We start from the raw sequence: 20,528 nt of genomic DNA on the forward strand, positions 1-20,528 counted from the left end.
GGACAGCGGACGGACACAGGTGTGCAAGGGCCTGACAAGGCGCGGGAGAGGACAGCAGATGAGCTACGAGCCCGTACCCGAGGACAAGTTCAGCTTCGGCCTGTGGACGGTGGGCTGGCAGGGACGCGACCCGTTCGGCGACGCCACCCGCGCGCCGCTCGACCCCGTCGAGGCGGTGAGCCGCCTCGCCGAACTCGGCGCCTACGGAGTGACCTTCCACGACGACGACCTCATCCCCTTCGAGGCGCCCCAGGCCGAACGCGACGCGCACATCAAGCGGTTCCGGCAGGCCCTCGACACGACGGGCATGACCGTGCCCATGGCGACGACCAACCTGTTCACCCACCCGGTCTTCAAGGACGGCGCCTTCACCGCGAACGACCGCGATGTGCGGCGCTACGCCCTGCGCAAGACCATGCGCAACATCGACCTGGCGGCGGAGCTCGGCGCGAGCACCTACGTCGCCTGGGGCGGCAGGGAGGGCGCCGAGTCGGGAGGCGCCAAGGACATCAGGGCCGCTCTCGACCGGATGAAGGAAGCCTTCGACCTGCTGGCCCAGTACGTCACCGAGCAGGGCTACGGACTCCGCTTCGCGATCGAACCGAAACCCAACGAGCCGCGCGGTGACATCCTGCTGCCCACGGTCGGCCACGCCCTCGCATTCCTCGAACGGCTGGACCGTCCCGAGCTCTTCGGCGTCAACCCGGAGGTCGGACACGAACAGATGGCCGGGCTCAACTACCCGCACGCCATCGCCCAGGCCATGTGGGCGGGCAAGCTCTTCCACCTCGACCTCAACGGCCAGTCAGGCATCAAGTACGACCAGGACCTGCGTTTCGGGGCCGGCGATCTGCGCGCCGCCTTCTGGCTCGTGGACCTGCTGGAGCGCGGCGGGTACGAGGGACCGCGGCATTTCGACTTCAAGCCGCCGCGCACCGAGGACACCGCCGGAGTGTGGGCCTCGGCCGCGGGCTGCATGCGCAACTACCTCATCCTGCGCGAGCGTGCCGCGGCGTTCCGCGCCGACCCCGCGGTGCAGGAGGCGTTGCGCCAGTCCAGGCTGGACGAGCTGTCCCGGCCCACACTCGAACCGGGCGAGACGGCCGGTGCACTGCTGGCCGACCGTACGGCTTTCGAGGACTTCGACGTGACCGCGGCGGCAGACCGCGGCATGGCCTTCGAGCACCTCGACCAACTCGCGATGGACCACCTGCTGGGCGTCTGACACCTGCCTTCCTCCTGCTGGGCATCTGACGCACTGCCTTCCTCCCCGGCGCAGCGCCGCCCCGTCCGGTGGTAAGCCGTGCGCCCGGGATCGAGGAGCCACTCGTCCGGGCGCACGAGCCGCTCGTGCGGAGCTGAGGAGCCCCTGCCACGCCGGGATTTCTGGGTCATGCCGGGCACCGCCCGTTCTCGACTCGGACGGTTCGGTACGGGCGGCACCGCCCGGCTCTTCAGCGCCGGGCGGCGGCCTCCTGCGCGGTCACGGCTTCCGGCAGGCCGAAGAGCGGGAAGAGTGCGTCGCCGAAGAACGCACCCACATGGGCGACCCGCCCGTCCCGCAGGGTGAGCACCTGGAGGTGGAACGGCCGGTAGCTGCCGTCCTCGTGCAGGCTGTAGAGGCCGAAGGCCGGCTGGCCGTTCGCCATGGTCGGCAGCATGAGGCCCGCGTCGCGTGGGATCGGGCACTGGGCGCCGATGAGCCGGACGATGTTCTCCCGGCCACGGAACCACTGCGCGAAGGGAGGCATCTCCCAGACGGCGTCTTCCTTGAACAGATCGACGATGGCGGTCACGTCGGAACGCTCGAACGCCGCCGCGTAGCGGTCCAGAAGGTCACGCGCGGCCGGATCCGTGGGCTCGGACAGCTCCTCCTCCACGGGGGCGGCCTGCTCCAGGTGGGCGCGGGCCCGCTGCAGCGCGCTGTTCACGCTCGCCGTGGTGGTGTCGAGCAGCTCGGCGACCTCGGCGGCCCGCCACTTGAGAACGTCCCGCAGCAGGAGGACGGCCCGCTGCCTGGCCGGAAGATGCTGGAGAGCCGCCACCAGCGCCAACCGCATGGAAGAACGGTGCACCACGACCGAGGCGGGGTCCGTGGGGCCTGAGGAACCCGTGAACAGCGCGTCCGGGATCGGCTCCAGCCAGGGCACTTCCGGCGCTGCGGTCACAGGACGTTCCGGTTCGTCGGTGGGCGCACCGAGGCCGGAGGGCATCGGGCGGCGTCCCCGCTGCTCGATCGCCGTCAGACAGGCGTTGGTGGCGATGCGGTAGAGCCACGTGCGCAGCGAGGACCTTCCCTCGAAGCGGTCGCCAGCCCGCCACGCGCGCAGGTAGGTGTCCTGCACCAGGTCCTCGGCGTCGTGCACCGAGCCCAGCATGCGGTAGCAGTGTGCCAGCAGCTCGGTGCGGTACGGCTTCGCCTGCTCCAGCAGTTCTTCGGCGCTGCCGAGCGGCCGGTCCGCTGGAGCATCCGCTGTGCGGGGGCTGTCTGCCATCTTCCATGCCTTTCGTCCGCTCCGGTCGCCCGAGGGCACCGGTGAACACGCGAAGTCGGTGTGACTTACGAATGTAGAGGGAGGGTCTGACAGCCTGCCCTCCCAGACGCAGCGGACGGAGGCATTCCCCCGCCATGGCGGCATGGAGTCTCGCGTCACGAGGGCTCGCCGGGGTCCTCCTTCGGCTCCGCCGGCCCGCTCGTGGGCGTCGACGGCTGCTGCGGGGAGGGGTGCGACTCGCGCTCCAGCACGTCCGCGGCGGCGGGGTCGAGAACCCGGGCGAGGAAGGCGCGGGTGCGCGCGTGCCGCGGGTCGGTCACCACCTGCTCCGGTGGCCCCTCCTCGACGACGACACCGCCGTCCATGAAGATCACCCGGTCGGCGACCTCACGCGCGAAGCTCATCTCGTGCGTGACGACCAGCATCGTCATGCCCTCGTCGGCCAGTCCGCGCATCACCGCCAGCACGTCTCCGACCAGTTCGGGGTCCAGCGCGGAGGTGGGCTCGTCGAACAGCATCAGCTCAGGCCCCATGGACAGCGCGCGGGCTATGGCCACCCGCTGCTGCTGCCCACCCGACAGCTGCGCCGGGTAGCTGCCCTCCTTCTCGGCCAGCCCGACGCGGCGCAGGTTGCGCCGGGCCACCTCCTCGGCCTCCGGCCTGGACCGGCCCAGTACGCGCCGCTGGGCGATCGTCAGGTTGCCCAGCGCGGACAGGTGGGGGAACAGGTTGAACGCCTGGAAGACCATGCCGATGCGGCGCCGCACCCGGTCGATGTCGGCATCCGGATCGGTGACCTCCACACCCGCCACCCGCACCGTCCCCGAGGTGGGCTCCTCCAGCAGGTTCACACAGCGCAGCAGCGTCGACTTGCCCGAGCCCGACGGCCCGATGACGCAGACCACCTCACCGCGCCGCACGGTGATGTCGATGCCCCGCAGCACTTCCAGTGCGCCGAAGCTCTTGTGCAGCGCCTTGATCTCGATGGCCGCCGCGCCGTCCTGACTCGCGCCGCCCGTTCCGCCCGCCCCGGTCACGCCGTCACCTCGCTCTCGCCGTACGGGCCTCCAGGCGCCGCACCAGGTGGCCCAGGGGCAGCGTGATGGCCAGGTAGAACAGTCCCGCTATGAGGATCGGTGTGAGACTGCGGTTCTGGTTGAGTGCGTCCCGCCCGAACTTGGCCAACTCGTACTGGTCCATCGACAGCCCCAGCAGGTAGACCAGCGAGGAGTCCTTGGTGAGGAGGATCAGCTCGTTGGCCAGCGGCGGCAGCACGATACGGAACGCCTGCGGGATGACGATGGAGACCATGGCACGCGCCGGTGACATGCCCAGGGAGCGTGCCGCCTCGGTCTGTCCCTTGGGGACGGCCCTGATGCCCGCCCTGATCGTCTCCGCCATGTAGGCGGCACCCACCAGCCCGAGGGCGAGCATCACCGTCACGTACTGGTTGATGGACACCTCGAAGGCCAGCGGCACGCCGAATCCCAGCGCGATGAACACCAGCAGCGCCGGCACACCACGGAAGAACTCGATGTAGGCGACCGCCAGCCAGCGGTACGGCAGTACCCGCGACAGCCGCATGAGCGCCAGCAGCAGCCCGAGCGCCAGCCCGAAGCCGAAGCCGAGCACCGTGTAGACGACGGTGTTGACCAGGGCGGTCGTCACCACGTCGGGGAACTGCTTCTTGGCGACCTCGACGTCGAAGAAGGCGCGGCGCAACTCGCCCCAGTCCGCCGCGAACACCACGGTCAAAAGAACGAGGACGAGTACGCCGTACTGGGCGGTGCGGATCGCGCGGGTGCGGTTGCGGCGGCTCACTTGGCGGGCTCCTTGCCGAACCACTTCTTGTAGAGCTTGTCGTAGCGCCCGTCCGACTTGGCCTTCTTGAGCGTCTTGTCGATCTGTTCGCGCAGCGCGTCGTTGCCGGTGCGGACGCCGATGCCGTACTGCTCGCCGGTGTCGAACTCGGTGGTGACCTCGGTGTCCGGGTTCTTCTTGGCGTAGTCGTAGAGCACGCCGTTGTCGTTGATGCCGGCGTCGACCTTGCCGGTCTTGACGGCGGTCAGGAGCAGGCCGAGGTCCTCGAACTGGACCGTTTTGGCACCACTGGCGTGCTTTTTGGCGTACTCCTCACCCGTGGTGGACTGCTGGACACCCAGCTTCTTGCCCTTGAGGTCGTCGAGGGAGTCGTACTTCGCGCCCTTCTTGACCAAAAGGGCCTGTGTCGCCTCGAAGTAGGGGCGGGAGAAATCGAGGTTCTTCTCGCGTACGGACGTGATGGTCATGCCCGCGGCGGCCAGGTCGCACTTGCTCGCGTTCAGGTCCTCGCCGGTCTGGATGCCCTCGAAGGGGGTGTCCACGATCTCCTGCTCGACATCGAGATCCTTGGCGATCAGGTCGACCAGGTCGACGTCGAACCCGACGACCTCCTTGCCCTTCTTGTACTGGAAGGGCATGTAGGGCAGGTGCGTGCAGGTGGTGAGCTTGCCCGAGTGCACGAGTTCCACCTCGTCCCCGTTGCTCGCGGTGGTCTTCGTGCTGGTGCAGGCGGTGACCGCCGCGAGCACGGCGGCTGTCAGCGCCGCTGTCAGGGATATCCGGGACATCCCGTTCCGTTGCTTACGCACGGATCGTGCGGACACAGCGCCTCCACGAGGGACAGGTCGGCAGTAGAGCCCGATCATGGCCGGTAAGTGCCGTGCATCCTGCCATCGCTCACGGGCTGTGTCAGCGGTGCGTGCGGTGCGGAAACGTGCTGTGCGGCACAGCGTCCGGGCGTTCGTGGGTCAGCTCTGTGTCCTGTTGCATTCCAGCTCGGCCCATACGGCGTGTCCGGTCACCAGCTCGGAGCCGCCCGTTGGAGCCTTGCGTATTCCCCAGTCGTCGGCGAGCACGCTCACCAGCAGCAGGCCTCTTCCGCTCTCGCCCTCCTCGTCCCCCGGGCGGGGAACGACCGCGCGCTTGACGCGCGCCGCCGAGCCTGCTCCGCCCTCGTCCGTGACCTCGAGGCGCAGGCGCACGCCGATCACCCACAGCTCGCAGCTGACCTTCTCGCTGTCCGTGTGGCGCACCGCGTTGGTGAACAGCTCCGACATCAACAGCTGGGCGTCGGCACTCGACTCGTCGTCGACATACCACTCCCGGAGTCTCTCCAGTACGCGGGCGCGGGCGACGGCGACGGAGGTGTCCCGTGCCGGCAGATGGAACGCGTCGCGCAGTGGACGAGTCGTCGGCAAGCCGCTCGGTCGGTGGTTTAAGGGCAGGGCGTCATGGGGGGCAGCCACGGCTCCACTATGCGGTTCGTCACTCGCGTATGGCAAGGATCAATCTGTTAATTGCAGAAGTGTGGATGACAGGGTGTGCATGCGGGCGGGCACATGCCAAACTTCCCCCTGACGACGTCAGTTGGAGGGGAGCGGCTGTGGCGGATTCACGGACGGGCGGCGGAGCGCCCACCGTGCTGCGTGTGGTGCTGGGCAAGAGGCTGCAGCACCTGCGGGAGCGCGCGGGAGTGACTTTCGAGCAGGCCGGAAGAGCCCTCGACGTCACCCACGCCACCATCCGCCGGATGGAGAAGGCCGAGGTCGGCCTCAAAGTCCCCTACGTGGAGAAACTGCTGCGCACCTACGGGGTGACCGAGCAGGAGGAGATAGACGGCTTCGTCTCGCTCGCGCGGGAGGCCAACCAGCCCGGCTGGTGGCACCGCTACCGCGACGTGCTGCCCGAGTGGTTCAGCGTCTTCGTGAGCCTGGAGAGCGAGTCCGAGGTCATCCGCTCCTACGAGCCGCACTACGTACCCGGTCTCCTGCAGACCGAGAGCTACGCCAGAGCCGTCCTGCGCGCCGGGATGCCGCACGCGCCGGAAGGCGAGATCAAGCGCGGCGTGGCGCTGCGCATGGAGCGCCAGACGGTGCTGACCCGCGAGACGGATCCGCCGCTGTTGTGGAGCGTGATCGACGAGACGGTCCTGCGGCGCCACCTCGGCGGACCCGAGGTGATGCGCGAGCAGATCGACCACCTTCTGAGGGCCATCGAAAGGCCGAACGTCGCGCTGCAGATCATGCCCTTCAGCGCGGGACCGCATCCGGCCATGTACGGGCCCTTCCACCTTTTCCGGTTCCCCCTCGACGAGCTGCCCGACATGGTGTGCGCCGAGAGCCTGGTGGGCGCGGTCTACTTCGACCAGCGGGACGACGTCAGCATGTTCCTCGAGGCGGTGGACCGGATGAGTGCCCAGGCCGTGCCGGTGGCGCGGACCCGGGCGGTCCTGAGTGCCCTGCGCAAGGAGATCTGAACCATGGGTCGTATCTACAACGGGATGCCCGCGGCACACCTCGGCAGCGAGGGCTGGCGCAAGCCCTGGAGCGGAGGGAACGGAGGCAGCTGCGTGGAAGCGCTGGAGCTCGCGGACGGGCGGGTGGCGCTGCGCCAGTCCACCGATCCCGACGGCCCCGCACTCATCTGCAGCCGCAGTGACATCTCCGGGCTCATCCAGGCGGCGAAGGCGGGCGAAGCCGACTTTCTGGTGGCCTGACGCCCGCCGGGCCCGAGGGAGGGCCGAGACCGACGGAGACGAGAAGCGAGCCCGGCCCAGGCTCCGCCTGTGACCGAGGTCAGCGCTCGGTGAAGAAGCACGAGCCGACAGAACAGAACGAGACGGAGAAGAGCGTGTCCGACGCCGGATTCAGCCCGGAGCTGATAGACACCACCACCCCGCATCCGGCCCGGATGTACGACTACTACCTGGGAGGCAAGGACAACTACGAGGCCGACCAGCGCGCGGCCCGGCGCGTTCTGGACGCCCTCCCCGGCATCCGGGAGACCGCACGGGGCAACCGCGACTTCATGCACCGCGCTGTGCGCACCGTCGTGGCCGAGCACGGCATCCGGCAGATCATCGACATCGGCACCGGCATCCCCGCCTCGCCCAACACCCACGAGGTCGCCCGCGACGTCCGTTCCGACGTACGGGTGGTCTACGCGGACAACGACCCGATCGTCGCGACCTACGCCGACGCGAAGCTGACGCACTCCGGCGACGCCGGTTTCGTCCTGGCGGACATCCGCGACCCCAAGGGCATCCTGGACCATCCCGTCACCCGGCAGCTCATCGACTTCGACCAACCGGTCGCGCTGATGCTCCTCGCCGTCCTGCACTTCCTCAGGGACGACGAGAACCCCGCCGGCATCGTCGCGTCGCTGACCGAGTCGCTGCCCGCCGGCAGCTGTCTGATCCTCAGCCATGGCTCCCCGGACTTCGGAGGCGGCTCGGCCGTCAACAAGGCCACCGGCGTGTACGACAGCGAGTCGACGGTCAGTGCCCGCATCCGCAGCTACGAGGAAGTGCTCCCCTTCTTCGCGGGCTTCGACCTGCTCGACCCGGGGCTGGTACAGGTACCGCTGTGGCGCCCGGACGGTGCCTTGCCGGGCGCCGACGCGCTGCCCCGGTACATGGCCTACGCGGGCGTCGGCCTCAAGTGACAGCCCGCACAGCGGCCACGGTCAGCTCTCTCCCGTCGCGCTCACCTCACGGAAGGTGAAGGAGAACCTCGCGGGCGCCACCGTCAGCTGATGCTGGGCGAGCACCCCGGGCCCGCACGACTGGGACCCGATGCCGTGCATCGCGTGGTCGAGGTTGACCCACACGGTCTGCCCGGGGACGAGGTCCGTGGTGTGCTGTGCGGCGTCCAGGTGCTCGCTCGTCCAGCGGCGCGCCGTGAACCAGCACGTGCCGCCGTCCGCCTCGACGCGCAGTCCGCCTCCGGTCGGGCCGCGCCGGAGTTCGGCCCAGCGGACGTACGGACGCGCGCCGTTCTCCTGCGGGCGTACGTAGGGCGTCTGCAGTCCGTCCACGGTGCTGCTCCACCGGCCGACACGGGCGGCAGCCGACGTGTCCGGATACCCCTCTCCAGGGCCGCCACCGAACCAGGTAGCGCAGCCGTAGGTCGCCGGAAGCCCCAGGCGTAGGCCCAGCCGGGGCAGCGGGCAGTCCCACGGGCCCTCCGGCGTGACCGTCACGGTGAGTTGCAGCCGGTCGAGCGTGCCCGTCCAGCGGTAGACGGTGCGCAGGCCGAGCGAGGAGGCGGCGGGGGCGACCCGTGAACGGACGACGAGAGCCTCGTGAGTGAGCTCCACGGCCTCCGTGCGGTGCCGCATGCGGTGCAAGCCGTGGCGGCGCCACACGGGCGCCACACGGGCGTCCGTGAGGAAGTCGGCCCCGTCGTCGTTGTCCGTGGTCGCCCGCCACACGTCCAGCCGCGGGCCGGTCAGCGGGATGCCGCCCAAGCGCAGCAGGGCGCCGTTGTCGGAAGCGAAGATTCCAGGCCCTTGCCGGACGCGTCCGGCAGGGGGCTGCGTGGGCGGGTCCGCGGACTCCTCCAGCCTGCGGGGGACCGCGGGAACGGAGGGAACGTCCCCGGCCGTGGCCCTGCGCGCCGCGGCGGCGGGCACCTGTCCCCAGGCGACGGGGTGGCCGCGTGGCGCCCAGGTGGTCCCCTGGGCCAGGACGGCGCGTACGGTCCACCAGGCCTCGCCGGCCCGCCCGGTCTCCGGGGCGGCGGGCAGGGGGAGCTCCGCCGAGCCCCCGGGAGGAACCGGCCTTCCTGGCTGCGGCAGCATACCTCCGCTGATCTGCTCCCCCTCGATCTCGTAGCTCCACGCGAAGGCGAGGTGGGCGAGGTCCGCGAAGTCGTGGAGGTTCGTGATCAGCACGCTTCCGGGTGCCGACCCGGCGCGGATCCGCACGGGCTCGATGACCTTCTTGTACTCGGCCAGCCCCGGTGACGGCATTCGGTCGGGGAAGACCAGGCCGTCGCAGACGAAGTTGCCGTCGTGCACTTCCTCGCCGAAGTCACCTCCGTAGGCGAAGCATGGGCGGCCGTCTGCCGTGCGGTGGGCGAGTCCGTGGTCGATCCACTCCCACACGAAACCGCCCTGACAGCGTTCGTAGGTCTCGAAGAGACGCTGGTACTCGCTCAGCCCGCCCGGCCCGTTCCCCATGGCGTGCGCGTACTCGCACAGGAGGAACGGAAGGGTGCGACGACGCGCGTCCTGCCGCGCCGAGCCGGTGGACGGCGTCTCGCCCCGTCCGGCGAGTTCGACCTCCGCGTGGGAGGCGTACATCCGGGAGTGGAAGTCGCTGTCGGGGTAGGTGTGGTCGCCCTCGTAGTGCAGTGGACGCGAGGGGTCCCGCTGCCGGATCCAACGGGCCATCGCCGCCAGCCCGGCGCCGCTCCCGCACTCGTTGCCCAGGGACCAGACGACCACACAGGGGTGGTTCTTGTCCCGTTCCACCATTCTGGCCGCCCTGTCGAGCAGTGCGGGCGTCCAGCGTTCGTCGTCCACCGGGTTGCGTACATCCGGGAGGGCGAGAAAGCCGTGCGTCTCCAGGTCGCACTCGTCCACCACCCACATGCCCAGTTCGTCGCACAGGTCGAGGAAGGCGGGGTGCGGAGGGTAGTGACTGGTGCGGACGGCGTTGATGTTGTGCTGTTTCATCAGCTCCAGGTCGTGCCGCGCCGTCTCCAGATCGAGCGCGCGGCCTGTTGTGGGGTGGAACTCGTGCCGATTGACGCCGCGCAGCAAAACCCTGCGTCCGTTGACCTTGAAGAGCCCGTCCTCGACGGCGACGGTGCGAAAACCGATCCGCAGGGCGATCCGTTCCTCGCCGACGGCGAGCTCTGCGTCGTAGAGGCGCGGTGTCTCGGCCGTCCACGGCTCGACCCGCGCGCTTCCGCTCCGGTCCGAGGGCAGGTCCAGGCCGAGTTCCGGCACGGTGACCCTGCCGGGCGGATCGGAGAGCACGCGCAGAGTGCCGCGCCCCGTGGTGTGGTCGTAGTCCGCGTGCACGGTGTGGTCCACCAGACCGCCGGCCGGACGGTGTACCAGGCTCACGTCGCGGAAGATGCCGGGCAGCCACCACATGTCCTGGTCCTCCAGGTAGCTTCCAGCGGACCACTGGTGCACCCGCACGGCCAGCAGGTTGTTCCGCGGCCGCAGCACGTGTCCCACGGCGAACTCGTGCGGCAGCCGTGAGCCCTGGAAGCTGCCGAGTTCGTGCCCGTTCAGCCACACCCGCGCACAGGATTCGACGCCCTCGAAACGCAACAGGGTCTCACCGGCGGAGTGTGCGGCTGGTTCCGCCGTGTCATCCGTGCCGTCGCCCTGGCGGGAGGGCAGCGGCCATGTGTCCGGCAGGTCGAAGAGGTGCCGGTGGTCTCCTGTGGGGTTCTCGTCGGGCACGTGCGGCGGGTCGACGGGGAAGGGGTAGCGGACGTTCGTGTACGCAGGTGAGCCGTGTCCGTGCAGCACCCAATGGGAGGGCACGGGCAGCTCGCTCCAAGCGGTGTCGTCGAAGCCGGGGGCGGCGAAGGCTTCGGTGTGTTGCGCAGCGGTGGGGGACAGGCGGAACTTCCATTCCCCTCCCGTCAGCGTCATCTGGCGCGCCGTGGAATCCGGCACCCACGCGCGCGGTGGCAGACACCCGGTCGAAGGGGAGACATCTTCGTAGTAGGGCACGGGCGCAGGGACGGACGGATCGCGTGGACCGGACGACCAGGAAGTGCTCATGCGTCTCCTCGGTTTCGGATAAACCCTGTCCTTCTCTCTCCCACCCGGCACGGTCGTGGCATGCCTGTCGGCTCATCAGATCGCCCACGGTGAGCACCGCATGACAGAGTGCGTGTCATGACGATGCCGCCGCCACCGAGCCAGCCGCCGTCGGGCGGCCCGCCGCATCCCGTGCAGCCGCCGTCCGGCTTCGGTCCGCCCGGCTCCGGTGGTTTCGGCCCGCCCGCCCCGGGCGGCTGGCCGCCTCCGCCTCCTCCTCCGGGGCACAACAGGGGACGAGCCGTCGCCGCGATCGTCGCGGTGGCCGTCGTGGCGCTCGCGCTCATCACGGCTTCCGTCATCTACCTGACGGGCGGCGACTCGGACAAGAGCGAGGCGGTCGACGGCAAGCCCTCCGCTTCGCAGCCGCCCTCGCCCTCGGAGCCAGAGACGCAGGATCCGACCGAGATCCCGAACGACGGCGACGCCACCGACTTCCCGGAACCGGGCGAAGGGGACGAGCCGTCCGAGGAGCCGGACGAAGGGGCCGACGACGTGCCGCTGCCGTCCTTCCTGCTTCAGGAAGGTGACTGCTACGACCGCTCCGAGGAGCGTGAGGGAGCGGTCGAGACCAAGGACTGCGACAGCCCTCACGACGCGGAGGTCGTCAGTCGCAAAAAGATCACCGGTGACTACGGCACCGACAGTGCGGTGCGGCAGAAAGCCGACTCGCTCTGCCGTTCCTCCCTGCGGGACAAGGCGGCCGAGCAGCCGAGCGGCACCGTGGGCGGCACGCTCATCTCGTACCCGAAGGCGGAGAACGTGGGCAACGGATTCGACTACGTGACGTGCAGTCTGACGGCGGGTAAGGATCAAAAGCTCGACAAGCCACTGGTGTGAAAGGGGTGCGGTGCGCCGCCTCGCGCACCAACGCGACTGCTGCGCAGAGCAGTTGGAGTTCCATATGTGGCATGGACGCGTCTGACGCGGGGTAAAACCGCTGCGTCTGATGTGACAGCTGTTCCTTCCGTGCCATCCATGAGAGGTCCCATGAAGCTGCGCAGATGGGCGTCCACGGCCACCGCCGTCGCCGTCTTCCTAGGATTGTCGTCCCTTACCGGTGCGGCCTCCGCATCGGCCGAAGAGAGCGCCGCCACCGGTTATGTGGCCCTCGGTGACTCCTACTCCGCGGGAGTGGGCGCCGGGGACTACGACGGGAGCGACTGCAAGCGGAGCGCCAACGCCTACCCCGAACTCTGGCGCTCCGCCAACTCCCCCTCCTCCTTCGACTTCACGGCCTGTTCGGGTGCGGTCACCGACGACGTGCTCGCCGGTCAGCTCGCGCCCCTCAACGCCTCCACCGGCCTGGTGAGCATCAGCGTCGGCGGCAACGACGCGGGCTTCGCCGACGCCATGACCACCTGCGTCACCCAGGGCGAGAGCGCCTGTCTGACCCGCGTGCAGCAGGCCCGCGACTACATCGCCGGCACGCTCCCCGGCAAGCTTGACGCCGTCTACGACGCCATCAGCGACAAGGCGCCGTCGGCCAAGGTCGTGGTACTGGGGTACCCGCACATGTACAAGCTCGACGGCGAGTGCAGCGTGGGGATCAGCGAGAAGTCCCGTGCTGCCGTCAACGCGGCGTCCGACGACCTGAACGACGTCACAGCCAAGCGCGCCGCCGACCACGGCTACAGCTTCGGTGACGTGCGGCCGGCCTTCACGGGCCACGAGATCTGCTCGGGCGACGAGTGGCTGCACAGCGTCACGCTGCCCGTGGACGAGTCCTACCACCCCACCGCGGCCGGGCAGTCCGGCGGATACCTCCCGGTGCTGGAAGGGCTGGCCTGAGACACTCCCCAACGTATGTGCCGCCGTCTCGCGACGACGAGGCGGCGGCACATGCGTGTTCAGATCCCGTTCGCGGCCGCTTCTCCCTCCTGCGCCAGCGCCGTTGTCAGCGCTTCGGCCGGGTTCCTTTCCGGCCCTCCTGCGGGCCACCACCGTCCCCGCCGCCTGCGGTAGGGCCACCACCGGCCGTCCGGCCCGAAACGCAGCTGCGCGTCCGCCCCCTCGGCGCTCCAGTGTGCTCCCGTGGACCGCAGCGCGCAGGGCAGCTCTCCCTCGGCCCGCACGGCGTCCAGTTGCTGCTGCGCACGCATGAGCACCGCCGCCGCCGGAGACCACTCCTCGTCCAGGACGGTCAGGGCATCCGCGCCCCCGAACGACCAGGCTGCCGCGGCCCTCGCCAGCTCCTCCTCACGGCGTCCGCACCCCGCGGCGAGGCGAGCGGTGACCTCCTGGCCCGGGCGGGAGGCAGCCAGCCGTGCCGCGTCCTCCCACTGCGTGAGCGGACGCGGGAGCGGGCTGTCGGCGTACCCCTGGGACCGTGCCTTGGCGAGCATCCGGCGGGCTCTCGCCCCCGCGTCCGAGACGAGGAAACCGAGCGCGTCGAGATCCAGTCCAGGAGCCTCGGAAGAGCCGTCCGTCAAGGGGGCGACATGCACGGCATCGAAGACCGGCGCAGCCCCCGTCGGCAGCGGCGGCAGTACGGCTCCGAGGGCGAACGCCTCGGCCGCGTCGACCCCTTCGAGGTCGGCTGCACGGCCGCTCGCTTCCGCCTTGCTGGACTCCGCCGCGGCCCGGGTGGAACTGCGGGTCTGCAGCGCGTCCAACAGCTCCCGCTCTCCCCGTCCGCGCAGCAGCAACAGGGCGAAGGGATCCTCGTCCAGAAGACGCGCCACCTGGTAACTGAGCGCCGCGGTGTGCGGACAGTGGTCCCAGGCGTCGCATGAGCACTCCGGGTCCAGGTCGCCGATACCGGGCAGCAGTTCGAGGCCGGCGTCGGCGGCGTCCTCCACCAGCCGAGGAGGCATGTCCCGGTCCAGCAGAGCAGCGATGTGCCCCGCCTGTTCGACGATCACGTCCAACAGGCGATCCCATTCGGACTCGTCCAGCTCGCGCAACAGGACATCCGCCCGGCACGGCGTCCGGTCGGCGCCGCGCACGACCGCAGTGATGCGGCCAGGGCGTACGGAGACGGCGCCCACTGCGCCCTGGCGGGCGAGCCGGCGTCCCTTTTTGAGCTGCTGACCGTCGAGGGCGGTGTCCTCCAGCGCCTTCAGCCAGGTCTGTCCCCACCAGGTGCGGGCGAAGCCACGGCCCTGTGCGGGGGGCAGCGGAGAGAAAACGCGCTCCCTCCCCGCGGCCCGGCCGTCCTCCTGGCCGGGGCCGTGCCCGCGTGCGGACGCGTCTTGCCCGTACCCGGACCCGTCGGACAGGTTTTCCCCCCACATGTGCTTCTCCTCGGACTCGCGGTCGTCGTTGTTCAACGCGCCCCCTTCCGCAGTTCAACCAGGTCGGCGAGCTCGGCATCCGTCAGCTCGGTCAGCGCGGCCTCTGAGGAACCGAGCACCGCGTCGGCCAGAGCCTGTTTGCGGCGCAGCATCTCGGCGATGCGGTCCTCGATGGTGCCTTCGGTGACGAGCCGGTGTACCTGAACGGGCTGGGTCTGCCCGATGCGGTACGCGCGGTCGGTCGCCTGCGCCTCGACCGCCGGGTTCCACCAGCGGTCGTAATGGATCACATGGCTGGCCCTGGTCAGATTGAGTCCCGTTCCCGCGGCCTTCAGTGAGAGCAGAAAAACCGGTGCGGCGCCGTCCTGGAAGCGGCGCACCATTTCCTCGCGCCGCGCCACGGGCGTGCCACCGTGCAGACACTGGGTGGCCACTCCGCGGGAGGCCAGGTGTCGCTCCAACAGACGGGCCATGCGCACGTACTGCGTGAAGACCAGCACGCTCGCCCCCTCCGCGAGCAGCGTATCGAGCAGTTCGTCCAGCAGCTCCAGCTTCCCCGAGCGCCCCGGCAGTCCGCCGTCCGGCTCCTTGAGGTACTGCACGGGGTGGTTGCAGATCTGTTTGAGCGAGGTCAGCAGTTTGACCACGAGCCCGCGGCGCTCGAAGCCGTCGGTGCCGCGCAGCGACTCGAGGCTCTCTCGGACCACGGCTTCGTAGAGCCCGGCCTGCTCGGTGGTCAGCGCGACCGCCCGGTCGGTCTCCGTCTTGGCGGGCAGTTCCGGAGCGATGCCCGGATCGGTCTTGTGCCGCCGCAGCAGAAACGGCCGCACGAGGCGTGCCAGACGTTCGGCCGCCACCGGATCACCCCCTTCGGCGGCGTCCGCGTAGCGTTTGCGGAAGGTCCCCAGGCGGCCCAGGAGTCCCGGAGTGGTCCAGTCGAGCACCGACCACAGCTCCGAGAGGTTGTTCTCGACCGGGGTGCCCGTCAGTGCCACCCTGGCTCGTGCGGGCAGCGTCCGCAGCGCCTTGGCCGTGGCGGCGAACGGATTCTTCACGTGCTGGGCCTCGTCCACCGCGACCATCCCCCACGCCTGGCCCTCGCCGGGAGTCAGCGCAGCGGCGTCCAGACGCATGGTGCCGTACGTGGTGAGCACGAACTCGTCCCCGGCCAGGCCCTCCAGACAGCGCCCCTGCCCGTGGTAGCGGCGCACCGGGGTGGCCGGAGCGAACCGTTCGATCTCCCGCTGCCAGTTACCCAGCAGAGAGGCCGGGCAGACCACGAGTGTCGGTCCCGCCGTCTGCTCGCACTCCTGGCGGCGCAAGTGGAGCGCGATCAGGGTGAGTGTTTTGCCCAGTCCCATGTCGTCGGCCAGACACCCGCCGAGGCCGTAAGAGGTCATCCTGTGCAGCCAGTCCAGCCCGCGCAGTTGGTAGTCCCGCAGGGTCGCGTGCAACCGTGCGGGAGGTGGCAGGGGCGGTTCCTCGCGCCGTTCGGGGTCGGACAGCCGCTCCCGCAGTGTCTCCAGCCACCCCGTGGCCTCCACCTCGAGCTGCTGCCCGTCGTGTTCCGTCGCGCCCGTGAGGACGGCGTCGAGCGCCTCCAAGGTGCCGACCTTGCGATCCTCATGTTGCCGCGCCGCGCGTACCTGCTCCGGATCGATGAGGACCCACTGGTCGCGCAACCGGACCAAGGGACGGCCGCTTTCGGCGAGCTGGTCGAGCTCGTCCCGGGTGACTTCCTGGTCGCCGACGGCGAAACGCCAGTCGAAGCGGAGCAGCGCGTCGGGAGACAGCGTGGAGGGAAGCTGGGAACTCTCGCGCCGCTGTCCGCCTGCGGCTCGCCCGCCCGGCTCGTCACCGGGACCGATCACCGCGCGGGACGTCAAGGAGCGGGCGATGTCGCGCGGCCAGTGCACCCGCATGCCGGCTGCCGCCAGGGCCCCTGGTACCCGGGCGCCCAGTAGCTCGGCGACATCGTCCTCGGCCAGCTCGATCGTGTCCGGCACCGCCGCCGACAGCAGGGGAGAGAGCGCTTCCCAGGCCGCCGCCGCGCGGCGCAGCGTGAGGAGCACCTGGGCAGGCGCCTCGGGTCCGAATCGCCGTGCTGTCCGCGAGGTGCCCGCCCACAGCTCGGCCGCGTCCGCGACGACGGCGCTGTCGGCCGGGGAACGCACCTGGAGCACTCCGCGGAAGGAGGGCCGTTCGCTGGATGCGGTCGTCCCTGAGGAGGTGGGAAGACCGTTGACCTCGATCCGCAGGGAGAGCCTGACGACGGCATCGATGCCCGCGGTCATCTCCGCGGCCCACGCGCGCAGCTCGGGAACGGTGGACGGTACGTCCCCGGTGAAGACGAGCGTCCCCGCGGCCAGCGGTGCCGCCGGGGTACGGAGAAGACCGTCGGCCACGGCGTCGAGGAACGCCCGCACCAGGGGCTCGGGGGCGGGCATCCGGGCAGGTCCGTCTCCGGGCAGCGGAACGGCATGGGCGGACGGTGGCATGGCGGCCACGAGCTCCGGGACGGCGGACGCGTCGTCGGAGCCGAGGGGGCAGAGCCGCCAGGCGTCGTACCCCGCGGGACTCAGCCCCGGCAGTACGCGCCCTCGGGCGACCAGCGCAAGAGCGTGCAGCGCGGCGGCGCCCCAGAATGCCGCGGCGCCGTCGACGCCGTCCTCCTGACGTGCGGCGTAGGCACGCGTGAGGACGGGGAGGGCCTCGTGCGCAGGCAGGAAGAGCGCGGGCACGGTCTGTGTGGTGACATCGGGACCCTCCGCGACCAGCACGGTCAGGCTCGCGGGCTCCCGGGGGTTCGAAGCGCCGTCTTGCCCAGCGGCCGGACCGCGCGGCGGGACGCCGTCCGGATGCCAGAAGGCCACACGGGAGTGGCGGGGTGGGTCGGCCGGCAAGAACACGGCCACGCAGTGGGTGAGCCGAGGAGGTGAGGACGGGCTTGCCAGGGTCTCTGCCACAGCGCTGATGCACTCCTCAAGTTTGACTAGCGAAGGGGGCGGCTGAGGGTACCCCACTCGGAGCCGGACCGTGAAGCGGCTGCTCCGAGGGCGGCTGTGGCGGCGAGCCCCGAGGCGGCTGTGGCGAGGAGAGGGAACCTGTTCGGCCCGAATGGCGTTCAATGGGGTGAGAGGCGGCATCGTGCGCACGACCGAGCTGTAGCGCCGCCGGTGCGGAGGAGGGATCGCAATGACCAACCGAGCCAAGATCGCCGTGGGCGGAGTGGCCGTAGGGCTGTTCCTGTGGTGGCTCACGTCGTTCTGGATCGCGCTGTTGGTGATCGTCGGCGTACCTGCCGTCGCCTACCTGGCGCTGGACCCCTCCCAGCGACGCAGGCTGCGCAGAGTCAGCCGTAAGGAACTGGGACGGTAGTCCGCGCGGCCGAGGGGCGGCCCACCGCGCGGCGTCCGCCTCTCAGCGACGGCGCGCTCGCGTCCTCAGCACCAGCGCGTCCGCGTCTGCCGCGACGCACGGGGCCCACGCCTGGCGGTCGGCGTCTGTCTGGCTAGGCGGCGGGCCGCACGGCGATACCGTCGAGGGCGGACAGCAGGTTCGGCAGTTCCTCACCGCGGCCGACCGGACGCACTTCCCCGGGCGCCTCGTCCAGCAGCACGAAAGCGATGTCGTCCGTGCGTGCTACGACGCTCCACCCCGGCCCGTCGGCGCGGAGTGTGCGCGCCTCGCCCGAGGCGAACGCCGACCGGATTCGACCGGGCGGCGGTGGCGTGACCACGTAGGCGCGCACCTCCTCCAGAACGCGCCGCACCTGGGGATCCGGACCCGCTCCCGTCTCCACGAATTCGACGTCCTCTTCCACCTGAGCGCGCCACTGCGCCCACTGGAGCGCGATCTCGTCCGCCCCGAGCCGGCGCTGAGCGGGGCCCCACTCGGAGGTGTCGGGCGGACAGAGAACCGCTCGGTTCTCCTCCACCGCCGGCCCTTGGCTCGGGTCGTGGGGTTCCGGCACGCCAGGCGCTGAGACGGACAGTGCCAGCGGCCACCCCGGCAGTACGCCCACGACGTACCGCTCGTCGGGGGAGAGGTCGAACTCCATACCGCAGTCCCACGCGGCTACGGCGCAGGCCACCTGCGTGACGTCCTCGGACACCACCGTCCAGCGTGCGCCCGCCCCGTCCTGGCCCAGGACGAGCCCGTACCCCTCGGCGAACGGCTTCAGCCCCAGCCTTTCGCAGGCGGCGGGGTAGTCGTCACCCAGCACGCTCGGAAACTGGGCCGGCGTCAACAGCACGGCAGTCAGTACGTAGAGTGAATCCTCGTCTTCAGCCACCGACGGCCTCCCCTTCCTACCGCGTCCCGGTGACCATAGCTTTCGGAGGGCGTCCGCAACAGACTCGGCCTTGCCCGGACGGACGCCACGATCGCCAGAGAGGGGCACGCCGTGCGGCGTTACGACCGACTCAGGTACATTCTCCGGCTCGACCCGGAGCACGACGCACACGAGATCTACCGGCTGATCGCAGCCTACGAGTTCCCCTGGGACATGACGCGCGCTCTCGAACTCGCGCTGTACCGTACCTACGCGGTGCCCAGCATCGGCAGCCTGCTGGCCAGGACGGGGGAGCTGGCCGGCCGGCCCCAGAAGCGCTACGACGACACGGCGCTGCTGCTGGACGCGGTGGTCGAGCACGGTTTCGACAGCGTCCGCGGGCGCGGCGCCATCCGGCGGATCAACCAGATGCACCGTGCCTACGACATCTCCAACGACGACATGCGCTACGTGCTGTGCACCTTCGTGGTGATGCCCAAACGCTGGCTCGACCGCTTCGGCTGGCGGCACCTGACCGCACATGAACTGCGGGCGATCGCCCAGCACTACCGGACGCTGGGACGCCACATGGGCATCAAGGACGTGCCGCGCACCTACGCGCAGTTCGAGCGATGCCTGGACGAGTACGAGAACGCCCACTTCGGCTGGAGCGAGGGAGGGCGCAAGGTCTCCGACGCCACGCTCGGCCTGATGGCCTCCTGGTACCCGCGGCCACTCGGTCCCCTGGTGCGAAACGCGAGCCGGGCCCTGCTGGACGACTCCCTGCTCCGGGTCTTCCGTTACTCGCGACCGGGCCCGGCCACCCGCGGCCTGGTGCGCGGCGCCCTACGCCTGCGCGCGCGCAGCGTGCGACTGCTGCCGCCACGCCGCCGTCCTCACTACGCGCGGCAGAATCCGAAGATCAAGAGTTACCCCGGCTATCCCGAGGGCTACCGGACAGCCGACCTCGGTACCTTCCCGGTGAAAGCCGGAGCGGGCCCGGTCGTGTGCCCTGTCCCGCACGTTCACGGTGAACCCCCGGGCTGAGGCCCTGGCCTTGTCAGCGCCGGAGGAGCCCCCGGCGTCCTGTGCGCCGTTGCGCCGAAGAGCCGTCGCGCCGTTGCGCCGAAGCGGTGCGGGAGTGCGGGGCCGCCACGGATCACACCGGCTCTCTTTCCGCCAGCGCGAGATACCGTTCGTCCTCGTCCACGTACGAGAGAAGCCGCCAGCCGGTGGCCGCCAGCAGGGGACGCAGGCGCGGTTCGGCCCGGATGTCCTGTGGGGTGATCTGCCGTCCCTGCCGGGCTGCCAGCGCCGCGCGCCCCAAGGGATGGAAGAGTGCCAGGCGCCCCTGCGGACGTACGACGCGGGCCAGTTCGCTGAGTCCGCTGTCGGGGCCCGGGAGATGCGAGATGAGGCCGGCGCCGAACACCGCGTCGAGGCAACCGTCTCGCAGGGGCAACCGGGCCACGTCCGCGAGCAGCAGGGTGGTGGCCGCCGACTGCCGACCTGCGTGCACCACTTCGTCCAGCATCGCCGGGGTGAGGTCGGCACCGACTACCGTTCCCGACGCCCCTACCCGGGAACGGAGTTCCGGAAGTGCCCTTCCGGTGCCGCATCCCGCGTCGAGGACGGCATCGCCCGGTCGCAGCCCCATCTCGGCGACGGCCGCGGCGTAGGCGGGGCCGTCGTCCGGGAACCGGGTGTCCCAGCGTGCGGCGCGTTCGGTGAAGAACTCCCGAACCGCGGCACGGTCGTCAGCCGAGTCGTGTCTCATCCCCACATCTTCGCGTCTCGTCCTCGACTCCAGGCCGCGCGGGCCCTGCGCGCCGTGCTGAAGGGAAAAGACAGCGAAGCGCGCCCTGATCGGTGATACCTGTGTGGCAGGAGCGACAGGGGTGTAACTGTGCGCGA

At 70.3% G+C, this 20,528-nt stretch carries 18 protein-coding genes; 8 read left to right on the forward strand and 10 right to left on the reverse strand.

Going from position 1 to position 20,528, the window contains the following annotated elements:
• Positions 1-58: 58 nt before the first annotated feature.
• On the forward strand, positions 59-1,225 hold the full coding sequence (xylA, locus tag MMF93_RS30595; protein WP_242756406.1) for a xylose isomerase: 1,167 nt from the start codon (positions 59-61) through the stop codon (positions 1,223-1,225).
• Between the two features lie 229 nt (positions 1,226-1,454).
• On the opposite strand, the gene MMF93_RS30600 is transcribed toward xylA, so the two are convergent.
• The 5 genes from MMF93_RS30600 to MMF93_RS30620 all read right to left on the reverse strand — a co-directional run bounded on the left by MMF93_RS30600 (position 1,455) and on the right by MMF93_RS30620 (position 5,734).
• Positions 1,455-2,495: a sigma-70 family RNA polymerase sigma factor gene (locus tag MMF93_RS30600; protein WP_242756407.1), complete on the reverse strand. Its 1,041-nt coding sequence runs from the start codon at positions 2,493-2,495 to the stop codon at positions 1,455-1,457.
• Positions 2,496-2,650: 155 nt separating this feature from the next.
• Entirely contained in the window at positions 2,651-3,532 is an 882-nt protein-coding gene (locus MMF93_RS30605) for an amino acid ABC transporter ATP-binding protein (protein ID WP_274709522.1), read from the reverse strand.
• Between the two features lie 4 nt (positions 3,533-3,536).
• Positions 3,537-4,316, reverse strand: a complete 780-nt coding sequence (locus MMF93_RS30610; RefSeq protein ID WP_242756408.1) for an amino acid ABC transporter permease — start codon at positions 4,314-4,316, stop codon at positions 3,537-3,539.
• Complete coding sequence (locus MMF93_RS30615; RefSeq protein WP_242756409.1) at positions 4,313-5,104, reverse strand: basic amino acid ABC transporter substrate-binding protein; 792 nt, start codon at positions 5,102-5,104, stop codon at positions 4,313-4,315. The genes MMF93_RS30610 and MMF93_RS30615 overlap by 4 nt, the downstream gene beginning before the upstream one ends.
• Positions 5,105-5,284: 180 nt before the next feature.
• Complete coding sequence (locus MMF93_RS30620) at positions 5,285-5,734, reverse strand: ATP-binding protein (protein ID WP_242756410.1); 450 nt, start codon at positions 5,732-5,734, stop codon at positions 5,285-5,287.
• A 185-nt stretch (positions 5,735-5,919) separates the two neighbouring features.
• Between MMF93_RS30620 and MMF93_RS30625 the strand changes: the two genes are divergently transcribed.
• The 3 genes from MMF93_RS30625 (at position 5,920) to MMF93_RS30635 (ending at position 7,979) form a co-directional block, all read left to right on the forward strand.
• A complete protein-coding gene (locus tag MMF93_RS30625; protein ID WP_114014882.1) occupies positions 5,920-6,792 on the forward strand; it encodes a helix-turn-helix domain-containing protein in 873 nt (290 codons plus the stop codon).
• Between the two features lie 3 nt (positions 6,793-6,795).
• The gene (locus tag MMF93_RS30630; RefSeq protein ID WP_114022387.1) at positions 6,796-7,032 is read left to right on the forward strand and encodes a DUF397 domain-containing protein; all 237 of its coding nucleotides are present in this window, start codon (positions 6,796-6,798) and stop codon (positions 7,030-7,032) included.
• A gap of 89 nt (positions 7,033-7,121) precedes the next feature.
• Entirely contained in the window at positions 7,122-7,979 is an 858-nt protein-coding gene (locus MMF93_RS30635) for an SAM-dependent methyltransferase (RefSeq protein WP_274709523.1), read from the forward strand.
• Between the two features lie 21 nt (positions 7,980-8,000).
• Here MMF93_RS30635 and MMF93_RS30640 read toward each other — a convergent pair whose 3' ends face one another.
• Positions 8,001-11,066 carry a glycoside hydrolase family 2 TIM barrel-domain containing protein gene (locus tag MMF93_RS30640; RefSeq protein WP_242756411.1) on the reverse strand — a complete coding sequence of 1,022 codons (3,066 nt, stop codon included), beginning with the start codon at positions 11,064-11,066 and terminating at the stop codon, positions 8,001-8,003.
• Positions 11,067-11,183: 117 nt separating this feature from the next.
• Between MMF93_RS30640 and MMF93_RS30645 the strand changes: the two genes are divergently transcribed.
• Both MMF93_RS30645 and MMF93_RS30650 read left to right on the forward strand, forming a co-directional pair.
• On the forward strand, positions 11,184-11,945 hold the full coding sequence (locus MMF93_RS30645) for a hypothetical protein (protein ID WP_242756412.1): 762 nt from the start codon (positions 11,184-11,186) through the stop codon (positions 11,943-11,945).
• Between the two features lie 150 nt (positions 11,946-12,095).
• Positions 12,096-12,896: an SGNH/GDSL hydrolase family protein gene (locus MMF93_RS30650; RefSeq protein WP_242756413.1), complete on the forward strand. Its 801-nt coding sequence runs from the start codon at positions 12,096-12,098 to the stop codon at positions 12,894-12,896.
• A 59-nt stretch (positions 12,897-12,955) separates the two neighbouring features.
• On the opposite strand, the gene MMF93_RS30655 is transcribed toward MMF93_RS30650, so the two are convergent.
• A complete protein-coding gene (locus tag MMF93_RS30655) occupies positions 12,956-14,341 on the reverse strand; it encodes an SWIM zinc finger family protein (protein WP_423835643.1) in 1,386 nt (461 codons plus the stop codon).
• 32 nt (positions 14,342-14,373) lie between these two features.
• Positions 14,374-17,307 carry a DEAD/DEAH box helicase gene (locus tag MMF93_RS30660; RefSeq protein ID WP_242756415.1) on the reverse strand — a complete coding sequence of 978 codons (2,934 nt, stop codon included), beginning with the start codon at positions 17,305-17,307 and terminating at the stop codon, positions 14,374-14,376.
• A gap of 229 nt (positions 17,308-17,536) precedes the next feature.
• Between MMF93_RS30660 and MMF93_RS30665 the strand changes: the two genes are divergently transcribed.
• A complete protein-coding gene (locus MMF93_RS30665; RefSeq protein ID WP_242756416.1) occupies positions 17,537-17,719 on the forward strand; it encodes a hypothetical protein in 183 nt (60 codons plus the stop codon).
• A gap of 133 nt (positions 17,720-17,852) precedes the next feature.
• On the opposite strand, the gene MMF93_RS30670 is transcribed toward MMF93_RS30665, so the two are convergent.
• On the reverse strand, positions 17,853-18,635 hold the full coding sequence (locus tag MMF93_RS30670; protein WP_242756417.1) for an RTFC family protein: 783 nt from the start codon (positions 18,633-18,635) through the stop codon (positions 17,853-17,855).
• Between the two features lie 111 nt (positions 18,636-18,746).
• Here MMF93_RS30670 and MMF93_RS30675 point away from each other — a divergent pair, with 111 nt between their 5' ends.
• Entirely contained in the window at positions 18,747-19,661 is a 915-nt protein-coding gene (locus MMF93_RS30675) for an oxygenase MpaB family protein (protein ID WP_242756418.1), read from the forward strand.
• A gap of 112 nt (positions 19,662-19,773) precedes the next feature.
• Here MMF93_RS30675 and MMF93_RS30680 read toward each other — a convergent pair whose 3' ends face one another.
• Positions 19,774-20,391 (reverse strand): class I SAM-dependent methyltransferase, encoded by a 618-nt coding sequence (locus MMF93_RS30680; protein ID WP_242756419.1) that lies wholly within the window; start codon positions 20,389-20,391, stop codon positions 19,774-19,776.
• Positions 20,392-20,528: the final 137 nt, after the last annotated feature.

It is taken from the genome of Streptomyces tubbatahanensis, assembly GCF_022699385.1.
In the GTDB taxonomy this organism is placed as follows: Bacteria; Actinomycetota; Actinomycetes; order Streptomycetales; family Streptomycetaceae; genus Streptomyces; species Streptomyces diacarni.

Coding starts and splice junctions, on each gene's coding strand:
- MMF93_RS30640 (WP_242756411.1), bottom strand. CDS start 11,066: ATGAGCACTTCCTGGTCGTCCGGTCCACGCGATCCGTCCGTCCCTGCG.
- MMF93_RS30630 (WP_114022387.1), top strand. CDS start 6,796: ATGGGTCGTATCTACAACGGGATGCCCGCGGCACACCTCGGCAGCGAG.
- MMF93_RS30680 (WP_242756419.1), bottom strand. CDS start 20,391: ATGAGACACGACTCGGCTGACGACCGTGCCGCGGTTCGGGAGTTCTTC.
- MMF93_RS30615 (WP_242756409.1), bottom strand. CDS start 5,104: ATGTCCCGGATATCCCTGACAGCGGCGCTGACAGCCGCCGTGCTCGCG.
- xylA (WP_242756406.1), top strand. CDS start 59: ATGAGCTACGAGCCCGTACCCGAGGACAAGTTCAGCTTCGGCCTGTGG.
- MMF93_RS30665 (WP_242756416.1), top strand. CDS start 17,537: ATGACCAACCGAGCCAAGATCGCCGTGGGCGGAGTGGCCGTAGGGCTG.
- MMF93_RS30650 (WP_242756413.1), top strand. CDS start 12,096: ATGAAGCTGCGCAGATGGGCGTCCACGGCCACCGCCGTCGCCGTCTTC.
- MMF93_RS30600 (WP_242756407.1), bottom strand. CDS start 2,495: ATGGCAGACAGCCCCCGCACAGCGGATGCTCCAGCGGACCGGCCGCTC.
- MMF93_RS30655 (WP_423835643.1), bottom strand. CDS start 14,341: ATGTGGGGGGAAAACCTGTCCGACGGGTCCGGGTACGGGCAAGACGCG.
- MMF93_RS30645 (WP_242756412.1), top strand. CDS start 11,184: ATGACGATGCCGCCGCCACCGAGCCAGCCGCCGTCGGGCGGCCCGCCG.